This is a genomic window from Microbacterium sp. OVT16B, from assembly GCF_019969705.1.
Lineage (GTDB): Bacteria > Actinomycetota > Actinomycetes > Actinomycetales > Microbacteriaceae > Microbacterium > Microbacterium natoriense.
The window spans coordinates 624,080-640,504 of the sequence record NZ_JAHXZA010000001.1 but is presented as its reverse complement, the minus strand read 5'-3'; the positions used below and the strand labels follow the sequence as shown (position 1 = coordinate 640,504).

At 70.6% G+C, this 16,425-nt stretch carries 12 protein-coding genes; 1 reads left to right on the top strand and 11 read right to left on the bottom strand.

What is annotated here, in order from left to right:
• Window position 1: 1 nt before the first annotated feature.
• Window positions 2-901 (bottom strand): LysR family transcriptional regulator, encoded by a 900-nt coding sequence (locus LC438_RS02970; RefSeq protein ID WP_223585796.1) that lies wholly within the window; start codon window positions 899-901, stop codon window positions 2-4.
• Window positions 902-984: 83 nt separating this feature from the next.
• Between LC438_RS02970 and LC438_RS02965 the strand changes: the two genes are divergently transcribed.
• Window positions 985-1,650 (top strand): type 1 glutamine amidotransferase domain-containing protein, encoded by a 666-nt coding sequence (locus LC438_RS02965; protein ID WP_223585795.1) that lies wholly within the window; start codon window positions 985-987, stop codon window positions 1,648-1,650.
• Window positions 1,651-1,673: 23 nt separating this feature from the next.
• On the opposite strand, the gene LC438_RS02960 is transcribed toward LC438_RS02965, so the two are convergent.
• From LC438_RS02960 to LC438_RS02915, 10 genes are all read right to left on the bottom strand, one after another.
• Complete coding sequence (locus tag LC438_RS02960) at window positions 1,674-2,594, bottom strand: aldose 1-epimerase family protein (RefSeq protein WP_223585794.1); 921 nt, start codon at window positions 2,592-2,594, stop codon at window positions 1,674-1,676.
• 13 nt (window positions 2,595-2,607) lie between these two features.
• The gene (gene araA / locus LC438_RS02955; protein WP_105676817.1) at window positions 2,608-4,125 is read right to left on the bottom strand and encodes an L-arabinose isomerase; all 1,518 of its coding nucleotides are present in this window, start codon (window positions 4,123-4,125) and stop codon (window positions 2,608-2,610) included.
• 96 nt (window positions 4,126-4,221) lie between these two features.
• Window positions 4,222-5,817, bottom strand: coding sequence for a xylulokinase (locus LC438_RS02950; RefSeq protein WP_105676815.1), 1,596 nt, complete (start codon window positions 5,815-5,817; stop codon window positions 4,222-4,224).
• Window positions 5,814-6,521 carry an L-ribulose-5-phosphate 4-epimerase gene (locus tag LC438_RS02945; protein ID WP_105676813.1) on the bottom strand — a complete coding sequence of 236 codons (708 nt, stop codon included), beginning with the start codon at window positions 6,519-6,521 and terminating at the stop codon, window positions 5,814-5,816. The genes LC438_RS02950 and LC438_RS02945 overlap by 4 nt, the downstream gene beginning before the upstream one ends.
• A gap of 3 nt (window positions 6,522-6,524) precedes the next feature.
• Entirely contained in the window at window positions 6,525-7,514 is a 990-nt protein-coding gene (locus LC438_RS02940) for an ABC transporter permease (RefSeq protein ID WP_374197885.1), read from the bottom strand.
• 47 nt (window positions 7,515-7,561) lie between these two features.
• Entirely contained in the window at window positions 7,562-8,650 is a 1,089-nt protein-coding gene (locus LC438_RS02935; protein ID WP_105676809.1) for an ABC transporter permease, read from the bottom strand.
• Entirely contained in the window at window positions 8,647-10,251 is a 1,605-nt protein-coding gene (locus LC438_RS02930) for a sugar ABC transporter ATP-binding protein (RefSeq protein WP_105676808.1), read from the bottom strand. The genes LC438_RS02935 and LC438_RS02930 overlap by 4 nt, the downstream gene beginning before the upstream one ends.
• 77 nt (window positions 10,252-10,328) lie before the next feature.
• Entirely contained in the window at window positions 10,329-11,336 is a 1,008-nt protein-coding gene (locus LC438_RS02925) for an ABC transporter substrate-binding protein (RefSeq protein WP_105676806.1), read from the bottom strand.
• A 203-nt stretch (window positions 11,337-11,539) separates the two neighbouring features.
• On the bottom strand, window positions 11,540-15,124 hold the full coding sequence (locus LC438_RS02920) for a glycoside hydrolase (RefSeq protein WP_223585793.1): 3,585 nt from the start codon (window positions 15,122-15,124) through the stop codon (window positions 11,540-11,542).
• A gap of 166 nt (window positions 15,125-15,290) precedes the next feature.
• The gene (locus LC438_RS02915; protein ID WP_223585792.1) at window positions 15,291-16,307 is read right to left on the bottom strand and encodes a LacI family DNA-binding transcriptional regulator; all 1,017 of its coding nucleotides are present in this window, start codon (window positions 16,305-16,307) and stop codon (window positions 15,291-15,293) included.
• Window positions 16,308-16,425: the final 118 nt, after the last annotated feature.

The window sequence follows — 16,425 nt, the reverse complement described above, 5'->3', positions numbered from 1 at the left end:
CTCAGAAGCCGGAGACGGCGGCGCGCAGAGCAGCCTCGACCGTGGCCGCTCGCGGGGACAGCGCGCCGGGGCGACGCACCAGGAACAGGGTGTTGATGGGCGGATCGTCGGTCGGCCGGAGCACGATCAGCCGCCCGTCCGCGAGCTCGTCGGCGATCAGATAGCTCGGCAGCACCGTCACGCCCGCTCCCCCGACGGCGGCGGCTGCGAGCGCCCGCAGATCGGGCACGACCAGCGCCGGATCGCGCTCCAGTCGGATGCCGAACACATGCCGCCAGTACCGCCGCAGGATCGGCAGGTCGTGCGCGTAGGCGAGCAGCGGGATGTCTGCGAGCTCGGCGGCCGACAGCTCGGCGGAGGGAGCGATCCCGCGCGACGGCGACGCGACGAGGACGAACTCCTCGTCGCACAGCGCTGACGCCGCCACCGACCTCCCGCGAGGGCGCACGGCGGAGACGACGAGGTCGAGGGATCCTGTGCGCGCGGCGTCGAGGAGGTCGTCGGCCAGGCCCGCGGTGACGGAGAGACGGAGCCCCGCGGCGACGGCGGGCGCGAGCGCGGGGAGCGCCACTCTGGCGAGGAACTCAGCCGCCCCGCCGAGCCGCAGCACGGGCGCCGCGGCGGTCGAGTCCTGCCCCACCGCTGCGGCGAGCGCGTCGAGCGGGGCCGCGAGCCGCGCGGCGAGCTCGTCGGCGCGAGGGGTCGGACGGATGCCGCGTGCGAAGCGCTCGAACAGGGGCTCTCCGGTGCTCCTCTCGAGGGCCTGGAGCTGAGCGGTCACCGTCGACTGCGCGAGTCCGAGCGTGCGCGCCGCGGCGGAGACCGAACCGGCCCGGTAGGCGGCGAGGAACGTGCGCCACAGCGGGAGGTCGCGCAGACCATCGACATTCCGATCGCTCATATCGAGAATGTATCGGAATCACGCACCATCGGCATCCGTTCCCCCTGATGCACCTCGATCACTTCGACCGCATTGGAGACACCATGTCCACCGTCCTCTTCGTCGTCACCGGCGCCCGCACCTGGACCCTCGCCGACGGCACCGCGCACCCCACCGGCTTCTGGGCCGAAGAGCTGCTGACGCCCTACCGCCTGCTCACCGCGGCCGGTCACTCCGTCGCGTTCGCGACCCCCGGCGGCGCGACGCCGGTCGCCGACGTGGCGAGCCTCGGAGAGGGCGATGTCGACGCTCTCGCCGTGATCCCCGGCCTCTCGTCCCCGCTGGTGCTCGCCGATGTCGAGCCCGCGGCCTACGACGCCGTCTACTACCCAGGAGGGCACGGGCCGATGCAGGACCTCGCGACCGATGCCGCCTCCGCCGCGCTGATCACGGCCACGGTGGCGGGCGGACGCCCGCTCGCGGCGGTGTGCCACGGGCTCGCGGCTCTGCTCCCCGCACGCACCGCCGAGGGTCGGCCGATCGTGGCCGGCCGCCGCATCACGGGGTTCTCCGACGAGGAGGAGCGCCTCGGCGGTCTCGCCGATCGCGCGCCCTTCCTGCTGGAGACCTCGCTGCGGGAGCTCGGAGCCGATGTCGACGTCGCCCAGCCCTGGAGCGATCACACCGTGGTCGACGGGCTCCTGATCACCGGGCAGAACCCGCAGTCATCGGCATCCGCCGCCGAGGCCCTGGTCTCAGCGCTGTCCTGACCGGCGCACTCGCGCCGGGCCCGTCACAGCGCGCGGATCCGCCAGGATGCCGCGTGCTCCGCGCCCGGCGCGAGCACGACGAGATCGACGCCAGAGGTGAAGGCGTCGGGCGGGCACGTCATCGGCTCGACCGCGAGGCCGATGCGATGGATGCCGTCGACGCCGGGGTTGTCTGCGGTGTGCACCTGCACCCACGGACAGCGCTCGTCCCAGGTCATCGCGACGCCCGTGCCGCCCGGCGCCGTCAGACGCACCTCGGCCACGCCGTCTGCACGGGTGAGGCCGGTGAACGCGTGGTCGATGAACACGTCGCCGATAGGTCGCGGGGTCCGGAAGTCCCACTCGGGGTGCGCGGACACGGGTTCCACGGCCACGGGGCTCAGCCGATCGGGCGTGACCGTGAGCACCTCGGACGCGGGAAGCGTCAGGGTCCACTCGTCGACGCTCCGCTCAGGGCCGGCCACGAGGTACGGGTGCGGACCGGTGCCCCAGGGGGCGGCATCCGTCCCGAGGTTGCGGGCGGTGACCGTCTGGGCGAGACCGTCGGCGTCGAGCCGGTACTCGACCTCGACCTCGATACGGAACGGGTAGCCGGACTGCGGTTCGATCACCGCGGCGAGCACGATGCGGTCGTCGAGCACGAGCCGGTCGGCGAACTCGGTCCAGCACAGCAGCCCGTGCAGCGCCTGCCCTCGCGACGGCTCCGTCAGCGGGAGCTGGTGCTCGACGCCGGCGAAGACGTAGCGTCCGTCGACGATGCGGTTGGGCCAGGGGGCGAGGGTCGCGCCGCGGTAGCCGGGGCGCACCTCGTCGGCCTCGAAGGGCACCACGAGGTCGCGCCCGTCCTTCTGCAGCGTCCGCAGGGATGCGCCGACGCTCGCGATCACGGCCTCGTATCCGCCGCTCGCGATGCGCAGCTGCCTGCCTGACCTCGGAATGCTCATCACGCGTCTATCTTCACAGGCCCTGCGCGAGGCGGTAGTACGCCTGGTTCCAGCGCACTTGCTTCTGGAACTCGGGAAGCGTGGTCTCCTCGTCGATCACGAGCAGCTCGACCTCGGCCATCTCGGCGAAGTCGCGGAACGCCTCGATCCCGACCGCCGTCGACATCACCGTGTGGTGCGCGGCACCGGCCGTGAGCCACGCGGCCGCGGAGGTCGTGAAGTCGGGCGCGGGCTTCCACACCGCGCGGCCCACCGGCAGCTTCGGCAGCGACGCCCGCGGCGGCACGTTCTCGACGACGTTCGCGGTGAGGCGGAACCGGTCGCGCATGTCGCTGAGAGCCACCACGACGGCGGGTCCGGGGTCGGCGGTGAAGACCAGACGCACCGGGTCGTCCTTGCCGCCGATGCCGAGGGGGTGGATCTCGAGCGTGGGCTTCGCGGTGGTCAGCGAGGGCGAGACCTCCAGCATGTGCGCGCCGAGGATCAGCTCGTCGCCGGGGGTCATGTCGTAGGTGTAGTCCTCCATGAGGCTCGCGCCTCCGGGCAGGCCCGAGCCCATCACGTTCGCGATGCGCACGAGCACGGCCGTCTTCCAGTCGCCCTCCGCGCCGAAGCCGTAGCCCTCGGCCATCAGACGCTGCACGGCGAGGCCGGGGAGCTGCGTCAGCGCACCCAGGTCCTCGAACGAGGTCGTGAAGGCGCCGAAGCCGCCCTCCTCCAGGAACGAGCGCAGGCCGATCTCGATCGCTGCGCCGTCGCGCAGGGAGGAGTGCCGGTCGCCGCCACGACGCAGCTCGGGGGCGACCTCGTACAGCTCCTCGTACTCGGCGACCAGCGCGTCGATGTCGGACGCGGATGCCGCGGCCACTGCGTCCGCCAGCTCGTTGACGCCCCACGTGTTGACCTGCACGCCGAAACGCAGCTCGGCCTCGGTCTTGTCGCCCTCGGTGACCGCGACGAAGCGCATGTTGTCGCCGAAGCGCGCCAGCTTCAGCGAACGCGCGGCGGCGAGACCGGCGGCGGCGCGCTGCCACGTGCCGAGCTCGCGGCGCACGCGCGGGTCGCTCGCGTGGCCGACGATCGTCTTGCGCGGCACGCCGAGCCTGGTCTGGATGTACCCGAACTCGCGGTCGCCGTGCGCGGCCTGGTTCAGGTTCATGAAGTCGAAGTCGATGTCGGCCCACGGGAGCTCGACGTTGGCCTGGGTGTGCAGGTGCGCGAGCGGCTTCTGCAGCGCGTCGAGACCGGCGATCCACATCTTCGCGGGGCTGAACGTGTGCATCCACGCGATCAGTCCGATCACCCTGTCGTCGGCGTTCGCCTCGAGGGCGGTCCTCTTGATGGAGGCCGCGTCGGTGAGGACCGGCTTCCAGACGATCTTCACCGGAACCTCGCCCGCCTCGTCGAGGATGCGGGCGATCTCCTGCGACTGCTCCGCGACCTGCGCGAGAGTCTCGGGGCCGTAGAGGTGCTGGCTGCCGGTGAGGAACCAGACCTCGAAGCCGTCGAGGGAGGTGGTGAGCGTGGGCATTTCTGGCCTTTCTGTTTCCGTTCGTTGAGCGAGGAGCGAAGCGACGAGACGAAACGTGGTCCGACGGGAAGCTGCGTTTCGTCTCGCTCCGCTCGCTCAAAGACCGGGAGGGAGTGCGGTGATGGCGGCGGACTCGATGGCGAGGCCGGCGCGGTAACGGTCGAGGTAGGCGGCGAAGCCCGCGACGTCCTCCGGATCGGGAGCGACGGTGCGGAGGGATGCCGTGGCGAACACGCTCTCGTCGAGATACGCGTCGAGGGCGAGGTCGTCGGCGTGAGCGAGGTACGACGCGAGCACCGCGATGCCCCACGCCCCGCCCTCGGAGGCGAGATCGCCCACGGCGACCGGGGCGCCGAGCGCGCCGGCGAGGAACCGCTGCGCGACGCCCGCGGTGCGGAACATGCCGCCGTGCGCGAACATCCGGTCGAGCCCGACGCCCTCGGCGGCGAGCACCTGCATGCCCAGCGCCAGGGTTCCGAACACGCCGTACAGCTGCGCGCGCATGAAGTTCGCGAGCGTGAAGGCGCTGTCCGGGGTGCGCACGACGAGCGGTCGGCCTGCGGTGAGCCCCGCCAGCGGCTCACCCGCCAGATGGTTGTAGGCGAGGATGCCGCCGGCATCCGCCTCCCCTCCGAGCGCCTCGCGGAAGAGCGCGTCGAACGCCGCATCGTCTCCGACGGGGTGGCCGGCGGATGCGGCGAAGCGGATGAAGAGCCCCGCCCAGGCCGCGAGCTCGCTGGCGCCGTTGTTGCAGTGCACCATCGCGACGGCGTCTCCGACCGGGGTGGTGACGAGGTCGAGCTCGTGGTGCACCTCGGCGAGCGGGCGCTCGAGGACGACCATCGCGAAGATGCTCGTACCTGCGCTGACGTTGCCCGTGCGCGGCGACACCGAGTTCGTGGCGACCATCCCCGTGCCCGCATCGCCCTCCGGCGGGCACAGCGGGATGCCGGAGGGCGTCGCGCCCGTGGGGTCGAGCAGCAGCGCACCCTCTGCGGTGAGTGATCCGGCCGGGGCCCCCGCGGGGAGCACGGCCGGGAGCAGCGCACCGAGCGACGAGGGGAGGCGGTCGCCCGCGAGCGCGTCGTAGGCCTGCAGCATCCTCTCGTCGTAGCCGCCGGTCGCCGAGTCGATGGGGAACATGCCCGAGGCGTCGCCGACGCCCAGCACGCGGGCGCCCGTGAGCCGCCAGTGCACGTATCCGGCGAGGGTCGTGACGAAGCCGATGCCCGGCACGTGGGGCTCGCCGTCGACGACCGCCTGATGCAGGTGCGCGATCGACCACCGCAGCGGGATATTGACCCCGAGCAGCGCGGTCAGCTCGGCCGCCGCCGCACCGGTGTTCGTGTTGCGCCAGGTGCGGAACGGCACCAGCAGCTCGCCGTCCTCATCGAAGGCGAGGTAGCCGTGCATCATCGCCGAGACGCCGATCGCGCCGAAGGTCGCGGGTCGCACTCCGTAGCGGTCGTGGGCATCGGCCACGAGGTCGGCGAACGCCGCCTGGAGCCCCGCCCACACCTCGTCGAGCCCGTACGTCCACAGTCCGTCCTCGAGCCGGTTCTCCCAGGAGAACGAGCCGGTGGCGAGCACCTCGGAGGCGTCGGCGCCGATCAGACACGCCTTGATGCGGGTGGAGCCGAACTCGATGCCGAGGCTCGTGCGTCCGTGGGCGATGTCGTCGCGACCGCTCATCGGCGGGCGTCCGCGCTCTGGCCGTACACGTTCTGGTACCGGTCGTAGAGCCGGTCGATGGCCTCCTGCGGCAGCGGGATCAGCGGACCCGCCTCCCTGGCGTGGTGCACCGTGCGGGCGACGTCCTCGACCATGACGGCGGCCTTCACGGCATCCTTCGCATCGACGCCGATCGTGAACGGGCCGTGGTTCTGCATGAGCACGGCCCGGCTGCGGTGGCCGCGGAGGGTCTCCACGATGCCGCGGCCGATGGAGTCGTCGCCGATGATCGCGAAGGGGCCGACCGGGATCGGCCCGCCGAACTCGTCGGCCATCGCCGTGATCACGCACGGGATCTCCTCGCCGCGCGCGGCCCAGGCGACAGCGAACGTCGAGTGGGTGTGCACCACGCCGCCGATCTCCGGCATGTTCCGGTACACGTAGGCGTGCGCCGCCGTGTCGCTGGAGGGGCTCCGGTCGCTGCCGGGGGTGCCGGGCACGACCGTGCCGTCGAGGTCGCAGAGGATCATGTTCTCGGGCGTCAAGTCGTCATAGGAGACGCCGGACGGCTTGATCACGAACAGGTCGGCGCCCGGGACCCTGCCCGACACGTTGCCGCCGGTCCAGACGATCAGGTCGTAGCGCACGAGCTCGGCGTGCAGGCGGGCGACGTCCGCGCGGACGGCGCGGATGGATGCCTCGACCTCGGGGGTGAATACGGTCATCGGCTATTCCTTCTTGCGGGTGACGGCGCGCTGCAGGAGCACGAAGACGAGGAGGATCGCGCCGGTGATGATCGTCGTCATCTCGGGCGGGATCTTGCCGTCGCGGGTGATGAGCACGTTCATGAGGCCCAGCACGAGCGCCCCGACCACCGAGCCGAGCACGTAGCCGTAGGCGCCGGTGAGCACGGTGCCGCCGATCACGGCCGCCGCGATCGCGTCGAGCTCCCAGCCGATGCCGGTGATGTTCTGCGCGGTGCCGAGACGCCCCGTGTAGAGCACGGCGGCGATGCCGGCGAGCGTGCCGCTGATCACGTACACGAGCACCTTGGTGCGCGGCACCGAGAGGCCCATGAGCGCCGCCGAGTTCTCGGAGCCGCCGATCGCGTACACGGTGCGGCCGGTGCGCGTGCGGTGCAGGACGAAGAACGCGACGACGACGACGAGCAGAGCCACGATCACGGCCGGGGTGATGACGAGGTCGTTGACCTTCGGCCCGTCGACGACCTTGATCTGCGTGCCGATCCAGCGCAGCGGGGAGTCCTCGCCGAGCCGCTCGGGGACCGTGCTGAGCAGTGACGCGAGACCGCGACCCAGGAACATCATCGCCAGCGTCGCGATGAACGGCTGCACGTTGAAGTACCGGATCAGGATGCCGGAGACCAGGCCGAACAGGGAGCCGGAGCCGATCATCACCACGAGCACGGCGAGCGGATGCCACCCCGCGTTCGACAGCATCACGCCGGCGACCGAGGAGAACGCGATGATCGACCCCACCGACAGGTCGATCCCGCCGGTGAGGATGACGAAGGTCAGCGCCACCGCGAGCACGATGAGGTGCGTGTTGTTGATGAGCAGGTTCGACAGCGTGTTGGCCTGCACGATGCGGCCGTACGCGATCTCCCCGTAGACGACCATCGCGATCAGGATGGCGACGGCGGCGACGGTGGGCAGGGTCGACGGGTTGGTCGACACGAGCCGGCGGATGCGGGTCATGACGCCGGTCGCGGCATCCGTGCGGGCCGGAGCCTCGGTCAGGACGGTCATGCCGTCACCTCCTCTTTGCGGGCTTCGACTCTCGGCGCGGTCGGGAACACGGCCTTCGGGCGGCGGGTGAACCAGCCGCGCACGCGGTCGGACTGCAGCAGGCACAGCACGACGATCACGATCGCCTTGAAGGCGGGGGTGGCCGACGAGGAGATGCCGAGGAACACGACGGTCTTGTCGAGCGTCGCGATGAGCAGGGCGCCGACGAAGGCGCCGCTGAGCGAGAACTTGCCGCCGGCGAGCGAGGCCCCGCCGATCACGACCGCGAGGATCGCGTCGAGCTCCAGCTGGTACCCGGTGCGCGAGATGTCGACCGTCATGACGGTGCCGACGGACATGATGCCGGCGACCCCGGCGAGCAGACCACTGAGGATGTAGGTGGTCAGCAGGAGGCCGCGCGGCTTGATGCCGGCCATCCGGCTGGCCTTGGGGTTGATGCCGATCGCCTCGATCATGAGCCCGAGCGCGCTGCGCCGCACGACGGCGGCGACGACCAGCACGATCAGCACGGCGAACAGGAAGACCACGGGAATGCCGACGACATACCCGTTCGCGATCCAGCGGTACGGGTCGCTGGACGCGGCGGTGTTCTGGCCGCCCGTGATGACCTTCGCGATGCCTCGGCCCGCGAGCATGAGCACGAGGGTGGCGATGAACGGCTGGAGTCCGACGTAGGCGACGAGGATGCCGTTGACGGCGCCCAGGACGCCGGTGATCAGCAGCGTGAGCCCGATCGCGGCCAGTGCGACGCCGACGGAGGTGGAATCTCCCGCCGCCTTCAGGAACTCCATCGACACGGCGCCGCCGACCGCCATGAGCGATCCGACGGAGAGGTCGATGCCCGCGGTGGCGATGACGAGAGACATGCCGAGCGCGATCATCATGACGGGGGCCGCGGCCTTGAGGATGTCGATCAGGTTGCCGACGAGGTTGCCGTTGTTCGGGTTGACCGAGATGGCGAGGTACGTGGGGTCCTTCAGCACGTTGAGCGCGAGCAGTGCCACGAGGGCGACGATCCCCCAGAACCACGGCTTGCGGATCACCTCCCTCAGCCAGGCGGTGGGGCGGGATGCTGCGGCGCTCATCGCGTCTCCTCTTCTGCGTCTGCGTCGACGGGCTGGGCTTCTCCGCCCGGCGCCTCGTCGAGGCTGTCCGCGGCGCTCTCCACGCCGTGGGCGGCGATCACGTCGACGACCGACTGGGCGGTGACGTCGGGGCCGTTCTGGATCTCGCCGATCTTCTGGTGGTCCTTGAGCACGACGATGCGCTCGGACAGGCGGACGACCTCCTCCAGCTCGGAGGAGATGAACACCACCGACATCCCCTCTTCGGCGAGCTGCGCCACGGCCTCCTGGATGTCGGCCTTGGCTCCGACGTCGATACCGCGGGTGGGCTCGTCGAGGATCAGCAGCTCGGGCTCGGTGGCGAGCCAGCGGCCGAGGAGGACCTTCTGCTGGTTGCCTCCGGAGAGGTTCTTGATCGGGCGGTTCGGGTCGGCGGGGCGGACGTTGAGCTCGGCGATGTACCTGTCGACGATCTCGTCCTGCTCCTTCTTGGGGATCGGCCGCGCCCAGCCGCGCTCCGCCTGGAGGGCGAGGATCATGTTCTCGCGCACCGTGAGGTCGGCGATGATGCCCTCGTCGCGGCGGTTCTCGGTCGAGAACGCGATGCGCTTCGCGAGGGCGTCGGCCGGGGACTTGATGTCGCCGACGACGCCGTTCAGCTCGACCGTGCCCTCGTCGGCGCGATCGGCGCCGTAGAGCAGGCGGGCGAGCTCGGTGCGCCCTGAGCCCAGGAGGCCGGCGAAGCCGACGACCTCTCCGCGGCGGATGTCGAGGTCGGTGGGCTGCACGGATCCGCGGCGTCCGAGTCCGCGGGCGGACACGACGGGGGCCTCGTCGGCGGTGCGGGCGTCGGTGCGGCGGTTGCCGCCGAGCGCCGAGAGCGCGTCGAGGTCCTTGCCGATCATCTTCGAGATGAGGGCATGGCGGTCGAGCTCGCGTGTGAGGTACTCACCGACGTACTGCCCGTTGCGCAGCACCGTGAGACGGTCGCTGATCGCGTAGATCTGGTCGAGGAAGTGCGAGACGAAGAGGATCGCGACGCCCTGGTCGCGAAGGGTCCGCATGACGCGGAAGAGGCCGTCGACCTCGGCGGCGTCGAGGCTCGAGGTGGGCTCGTCGAGGATGAGCACCTTGGCCTTGATGGCCATCGCCCGGCTGATCGCGACGAGCTGCTGCATCGCGATCGACAGGCTCGACAGCGGCTGATGGGTGTCGAGGTCCTCCAGGCCGAGACGGGTGAGGGCCTCGGTGGCCGCACGGTGGGTGGCGCGCCAGTTGATGCCGAAGGGGCCGCGCACCTCGTGCCCCAGCATGACGTTCTCGCCGATGGAGAGGTTCGTGACCAGGTTGACCTCCTGGTACACGGTCGAGATGCCCGCGGCCTGCGCGTCGCTCGTCCCGCGGAAGCTGCGCTCCTGGCCGGCGACGACGATCGAGCCGGAGTCGATGCCGTAGACGCCGGTGAGGGCCTTGATGAGGGTCGACTTGCCGGCGCCGTTCTCGCCCATCAGCGCGTGCACCTCGCCCTGGAAGAGCCGGAAGTCCACGCCGTCGAGCGCCTTCACGCCGGGGAACTCGATCGAGATCCCCCGCATCTGGACGATGGGCAGTTCTTCGTTCATTGCTCTGACTTCCGGTCTCTGTGTCTCTCGGCGGAGGGTGCCCGGGCGGCGCTCGGCGCGCCGCCCGGGCGGGTGGTTCAGTACTTGCGGTCGGGCAGAGCGGCCTTGGCGGCCTCGGCGGAGTCGAACGCCTTGCTCGGGACGACGATGTACGAGTCGACCTTGTCGCCGTCGAGCGCCTTCTTGACGACGTCGAGAGCGGTCTCGCCGAAGAGCGGGTTGTACTCGTGGACGTAGCTGAGCTTGCCGTCGGCGAGCGCCTGGATGGCGTTCTTGGTGCCGTCGATCGTCGCGATCTTGACGTCGGTGCCGACGGTCAGACCGGCCTCTTCGACCGCCTGGGATGCGCCGAGGCCCATCTCGTCGTTCTGGGCGAAGATGAACTGGATGTCGTTGTTGTTCGACTTGAGCAGGGTCTCCGTGACGCTCTTGCCCTCTTCGGTGGACCAGTTCGCGGTCTGCGCCGCGACCTTGACCAGCGAGGAGTCGCCGAGGCCCTCTTCGAAGCCCTTGTTGCGCTCGTTCACGACGCCGACGCCGGCCGGGCCCTCGAGGACGATGTAGTTGCCACCGTCGGGGAACTCGGCTGCAGCCCAGGTGCCGACCTCCTTCGCGACCTCGACGTTGTCGGGCGCGATGCGGGTGACGTAGAGGCTGGTGTCGTCGGGCTCGATGCCGCGGTCGAGGAGGATGACGGGGATCTCCGCCTCCTGTGCGCGCTTGAGCGAGTCCTCCCAGCCGGTGGCCTCGGTGGCCGAGAGCAGGATGACGTCGACGCCCTCGTCGACGAACGACGTGAAGTTGTCGATCTGCGACTTCTGGTCGAGGTTCGCGGCCGGCGCGTACTTCAGGTCGTAGCCGGCATCCTCGGTGAAGGTGTCCTGGATGTTCTTCTCGTTGGCCTGACGCCAGCCGCCCTCGGGGCCGACGGCGACGAAGCCGACCGTGATGAGGTCGCCGGAGCCGGAGCCCGCGTCGGATCCGCCCTTGTCGTCTCCGCCGCCGCTGCAGCCCGTCAGGCCGAGCGCGAGAGCGCCGGCGACGCCGAGTCCGATCATTCCGAGCAGTCGCTTGGATGTAGCCATTGTTGTCTCCTCCTTGAGTGCCTCCGGCGGTTCGCCGTCGGGTAACGCGTCCGCCGTGGACGACGTGTGTGGTGCTGTGCTCACCCAATTGTGCGCGGTAACAAAACTTTGCGCAAGTCCGGATTCCCCGTCGTTACGCCGTCGTGACGAGAGGGGCGCCGAGGACGGTCTCCCGGCCTCGACGCCCCTCCGTCGGCGATGGGTCAGCGCGCCGCGCCGCACCCGCCAGCCGGGAGGGCGAACGGCAGGGTGCGCTCATGGTGCACCCCGTCGACATCAGCCCTCAGCACGATCTGCGCGCTCCCCGCCGGGACGACGGCGAGCCTCGTCGACTGCGCTGCGGACGCGCTCGCCTGCGGGGAGAGCTCCGAGAACGCCCTCGAGCCGTACGGCGTCGTGACGGTCACGTCGGTCGCAACGCCTCCGGTGTTGGTCACCGTGAGGACGAGCTGCGCCTTGCCCGCCACGCAGCGCACGCTGCCGACCAGCGTCGCATCGAGCGTGGGGCCGACCCGGTCGACGAAGGCGACGTCGTAGGTGCGGGACGCGCCGGAGGGCGCCGTGACGAGCACCGAGGCGACCCCGGAGTCACCGGCCTGCGTGACCGCGACGGCAGCCGCGCCGTCGGTCGCGACCGCGCGCAGCACCGGACGCTGCTCGCCCGCGGGCCACGGCACCTCGTACGCGGTCGTCGCCGATGCGAAGCCCTGCAGCGGCGCGCCGTCCAGGGTGATCGCGGCGAGCGTGTCCACCGAGGAGACGCCGGGGGCGGATGCCTGCAGCTCGACCTCAGACACGATCATGTGGGTGGCGGCGCGGGCGTTCATGACCACCCTCACGGCATCGGCCTGCACGGAGCCCAGCGGCACGTCGACCACAGGAGCGGATCCGTCCGCCGGGACGGGGACGTCGACGAGGGATCCGACCGTCGTCCAGGCGCCGGCGCCGAGGCGGTACTGCACGGAGAGCGACTGCGGCCAGCTGTTCGACGAGCCGTCCTTGTAGAAGAAGATCCTCGCGCTCTGCATCGTCTCGGTGCGGGTCAGCGCGTAGGTCAGCGTGTCCTGCGTGTTCTTCGTGCCCGATCTCCAGTTCGACCATCCCTTGTCCGTGGTGAGGCCGTTCTTCGTGCGGTCGGCGCCGTAGCTGGAGCTCTCGGTGAAGGTCGCGGATGCCGTGCTCGCCGGGGCGACGTTCCGCGTCGACGGAACGGTCACGATCACCGCCAGGGTCGCCGTGAGCGCTCCGCCGCCCGGCGCGCGTGCCGACCCCGGCACGGTGACGACGCCGGGAGTGGCGAACGAGGAGTCGGCGACGCCGCTCCAGTCCCAGGTGACGTCGACGGGCAGCCGCTGGTCGGTGGCTCCGATCACGGCGGGCGCCGTCGCCGGCGCCGCGGCTCGCACCGAGGACAGCGGTGCACCCGCGTACGTCGTGACGGACACCGGATCGGTGATCGTCACGGACCCGACCTCGACGATCGCCGTGGCCGCGAAGGCCGCGCCGAAGAGGTCGACGCCCGTCCCGTCGATCGTCCTGGTGCCGGGTGTCGACCAGTCGGCCCCCGCCGTGTTCCACGTGACGGCGGCGGTGCGCTCGACACCGCCCCGATAGGTCAGCGCCACCGCGGGCGGGAGCGTCGGGGCCGTGCCCTGCACCGCACCCGTCGTGACCTTCTGCACCTCGACCAGTTCGGTGTCGGCGAGCGTCCAGCGCTGGTTCGCCCCGTCGTTCGAGGTCCACAGCCCCACGCTCGCGCCATCGGCGGAGCTCTGCCCGTTCACGTCGAGCACGCGCTCGCCCGAGACGCTGAGCAGCGAGAACGTCGAGCCGTCGGCGGTGGACGAGATCCACTGCAGAGCGGGATCGGATGCCGCCTGCTCCGGCGTGGCGGCGACCACGGTCACCGCTCCGCCGGACTCGGCGAGGAACCTGCCGTCACCCGACAGCAGGGCGAAGCGGTGCCGATCGGCGCCCTCCCCCGACAGGGTCCGCACGGTCCAGGTCTGGGCGGTCGCGGCCTCCGCGGTGGTGGCGGGGGTGCGGATGACCGCCGCCGTGCCGTTCGCGGCGAGCGCCTTGCCGCTCTGCACGCCGAACAGCTGGTAGCTGTGGCCGTCGCGCAGCGAGGCGGCCTCATCGGCGACGCCGGAGACCCCGGAGATCAGGAGCGTCGTCACCGACTTCGCGGGGACGGTGATCTTCGCGGTGCGGGTGGCCGCGTCGACCGCGACGGGCGCTCCCGCCACGAGCGCATTGCTCGTGGGGTTCGCGGCCGTCGACTGCGTGGTCACGATCGGCGTCACGGTCGCCCCTGCCGCCACGGCGCCGAAGCGCGAGAGGTCGAGCGTGAGCTCACGCGCCGAGGACTCCGTGTTCACGTGCACGAGGGTCGCGGCGTCGCCGGAGGCCGAGACAGCCGCGGTGGTCTGCGCGTCGCCCGACGGGATGAGGGCGTCCCCCGGACGGATGTAGTGCGTGAAGTTGCGCACGGTGTTGAACTTCGCGTTGGTCTGGACGCGGCAGCTCGGGTCGGCCTCGCCGTCGGCGATGCGCCGCACGGAGTCGCCGTCGGCGTTGCAGTCGAAGTCGACGAACACCGATCCCCAGTTCTTGTTCTCGACCTTCTGCATGTTGTAGGTGTCTTCGACCGGCTGCCAGAACACCCAGGCGCTCGGCTCCAGCTCGCGCAGATCGTCGACGATGCGACCGGCCATCCCGAGGCCGTTCTCGATGTTGGTGAGGTTGTAGCCGGTGCCGTCCCAGTCGCCCTCGACCTCGCTCATCCACAGCGGCTTGTCGGCGCTCTTCGCGATGTCCCTCACCACGAGCCGCCCTGAGGTGCCGTAGGTGTGCACGTTCAACTGGTCGACCTCGGCCTTGGACTCGTCACTCCACGCGTTCCAGTTGGTCGCGAAGATCGACGGGTTCGTCTCGTCCATCGCCGAGATCGGCACGTCTGTGGCGGTTCCGGGCTCCGCCAGGCGGTCGGCGAGGGCCTTGATCATCGCGTCCTGGGCGGCCGGTCCGATGTGCGCGCCCTCCTGCCTGCTCGCCGAGGTGGGCCAGCCGTCGGGTCCGAGAGTGGTGGACCAGTAGTTCGTGTTGGGCTCGTTGAACGGATCGAGGCTGGCGAAGTCGATGCCGTGCTCCTGCTCGAGGCGCTCGACGACCGTCACGAGGTAGTCCGCATACGCGTCCATGTCGGCGGCGGACAGCTGCTCCGCGTTGCCGTTGCCGATGCCGCCCGAGACGTAGCCGCTCTGGGTGAGGAAGTAGGGCGGCGAGTTGCTGAACGCCTCCCAGTGCGTGATGCGGTCCTTCAGCGCGTCGATCCACCAGCGCTGGGTCTCATCGGCGTCGAAGTCGTAGCTCGCCGGGTCGTCGCCGTCCCAGGCCGCACGGTACTCCGCGCGGTCGGCGTACGTCGAGCTCGCGAGATCGGGGTTCCACCAGCCCTCCACGGCGCCGCCGGGGCGCAGGTACCCCGGCACGTCCGTCGCATTGCCTCCGCCGATGTTGTACCGGGCGATGTTGAGGTTGAGCCCGTCCTCGCCGAAGACCTTGTCGAGCAGATCCTGCCGGACGTCATCGGGGTAGCCGCCCGTCGCGTTCGCGAACCAGACGAGGCTGGTCCCCCATCCCTCGAACGGGGATGACGCGTAACCGGGGTTGGGGGTGATGGTGAGCGGGATCGCAGCCGCCTGCGCCGCGGGGGCGCCGGTCACGAGCGCGCCGGCGCCGAGGGCGCAGATCCCGAGCGCGGCAATGGTTCTCTTCGACTTCATCGTCTGTCCTCAGAGTATGTGTTGACGTCAACAGTGAGCGGTAACAGTGAGCATAGGGACACCCCGCTCCCACGTCAACAGGCGCGTCGCCTCAGGGGACGCCCCGGGCCATCGCCGAATGGGCGCGCCGCGATCCGGCGCCTCGATGAGCGCGAGAGGAGTCGGCTCAGCTCCGCGGAGCGGCGGTCGACGCGCGCAGCTTGAGCTCGGGCTGGATCAGCTCGCGCTCCTCCGTCTCGCCGCCCTCGATCGCCGAGAGCAGCTCTCCGATGACGAGCCTGCCGAGCAGCGTGAAGTCCTGACGGACCGTCGTGAGCGGGGGCAGGTAGTGCCGAGCATCCGGCACGTCGTCGAAGCCGACGACGCTCACGTCGTCTGGCACCCGGATGCCGCGCTCGGCGAGGCCGTGCATGAGTCCGAGGGCCATCTGGTCGTTCGCGACGAAGACGGCCGTGGCGTCGCCGAGCTCGACGCTCGTGCCGAACGCGTACCCCGAATCCGACGACCAGTCGCCGATCATCGGCTCGGCCACGGGAAGACCGGCCTCCTCGAGCACCGCGCGCCAGGCCTCGGTCCGCGCCTTGGCGTCGAACCAGTCCGGCGGACCGGCGACGTGCAGGATCGAGCGGTGTCCGAGATCGATCAGGTGGCGCACCGCCGCCGTCGCGCCCGCGCGCTGATCGACGGATGCCGTGTGCATCTCCTCGTCGGGCTCCTCCTTGACGACCAGCGTCGGCACGCCGATCGACTGACGTCGCAGCAGGTCGAGGGACGAGGCGCGGGGGGCGATGACGCACAGGGCGTCGACGCCCTGGGTGATGAGCTCCATGACCCCGGCGTCGACACGGCGGTCCTCCCCGTCGCCCACGGAGAACGAGCTCACGGCGTAGCCGTACTCGCGCGCGGCGACCTCGATCGCGCGCAGGGTGCTGCTGGGTCCGAAGTAGCCGGGGTTGTCGATCAGAGCGCCGATGCGCATCGTGCGGTTGGTGGCGAGGGCCCTGGCGATCGAGCTGCGCGTGTAGCTCATCTCGGCGATCGCGTTCATCACCTTCTCCCGCGTGGACGCGCGGATGTTCGGGTGCCCGTTGAGCACGCGCGAGACGGTCATGTGCGACACTCCGGCACGATCCGCCACATCGTAGATGCTCGGCTTGCGCGGCCCGCCTCCGTCTGTGCTCACGCTTTCCCCCTGACCATGTGACCGGCAACAAACACGACATTACTGCGCGGGGCACAGAAACACGGAGTTTCCGCCCGCGGGTCACCCCGCGGGCGGAGACTCCGTCGGTCCTGCCGGT

What these genes read in the sequence shown, in the direction of transcription:
- LC438_RS02950 (WP_105676815.1), bottom strand. Translation starts at nt 5,817, where the DNA reads ATGAGCGGTCGCGACGACATCGCCCACGGACGCACGAGCCTCGGCATC.
- LC438_RS02920 (WP_223585793.1), bottom strand. Translation starts at nt 15,124, where the DNA reads ATGAAGTCGAAGAGAACCATTGCCGCGCTCGGGATCTGCGCCCTCGGC.
- LC438_RS02935 (WP_105676809.1), bottom strand. Translation starts at nt 8,650, where the DNA reads ATGAGCGCCGCAGCATCCCGCCCCACCGCCTGGCTGAGGGAGGTGATC.
- LC438_RS02940 (WP_374197885.1), bottom strand. Translation starts at nt 7,514, where the DNA reads ATGACCCGCATCCGCCGGCTCGTGTCGACCAACCCGTCGACCCTGCCC.
- LC438_RS02925 (WP_105676806.1), bottom strand. Translation starts at nt 11,336, where the DNA reads ATGGCTACATCCAAGCGACTGCTCGGAATGATCGGACTCGGCGTCGCC.
- LC438_RS02960 (WP_223585794.1), bottom strand. Translation starts at nt 2,594, where the DNA reads ATGAGCATTCCGAGGTCAGGCAGGCAGCTGCGCATCGCGAGCGGCGGA.
- LC438_RS02970 (WP_223585796.1), bottom strand. Translation starts at nt 901, where the DNA reads ATGAGCGATCGGAATGTCGATGGTCTGCGCGACCTCCCGCTGTGGCGC.
- LC438_RS02930 (WP_105676808.1), bottom strand. Translation starts at nt 10,251, where the DNA reads ATGAACGAAGAACTGCCCATCGTCCAGATGCGGGGGATCTCGATCGAG.
- LC438_RS02945 (WP_105676813.1), bottom strand. Translation starts at nt 6,521, where the DNA reads ATGACCGTATTCACCCCCGAGGTCGAGGCATCCATCCGCGCCGTCCGC.
- araA (WP_105676817.1), bottom strand. Translation starts at nt 4,125, where the DNA reads ATGCCCACGCTCACCACCTCCCTCGACGGCTTCGAGGTCTGGTTCCTC.
- LC438_RS02965 (WP_223585795.1), top strand. Translation starts at nt 985, where the DNA reads ATGTCCACCGTCCTCTTCGTCGTCACCGGCGCCCGCACCTGGACCCTC.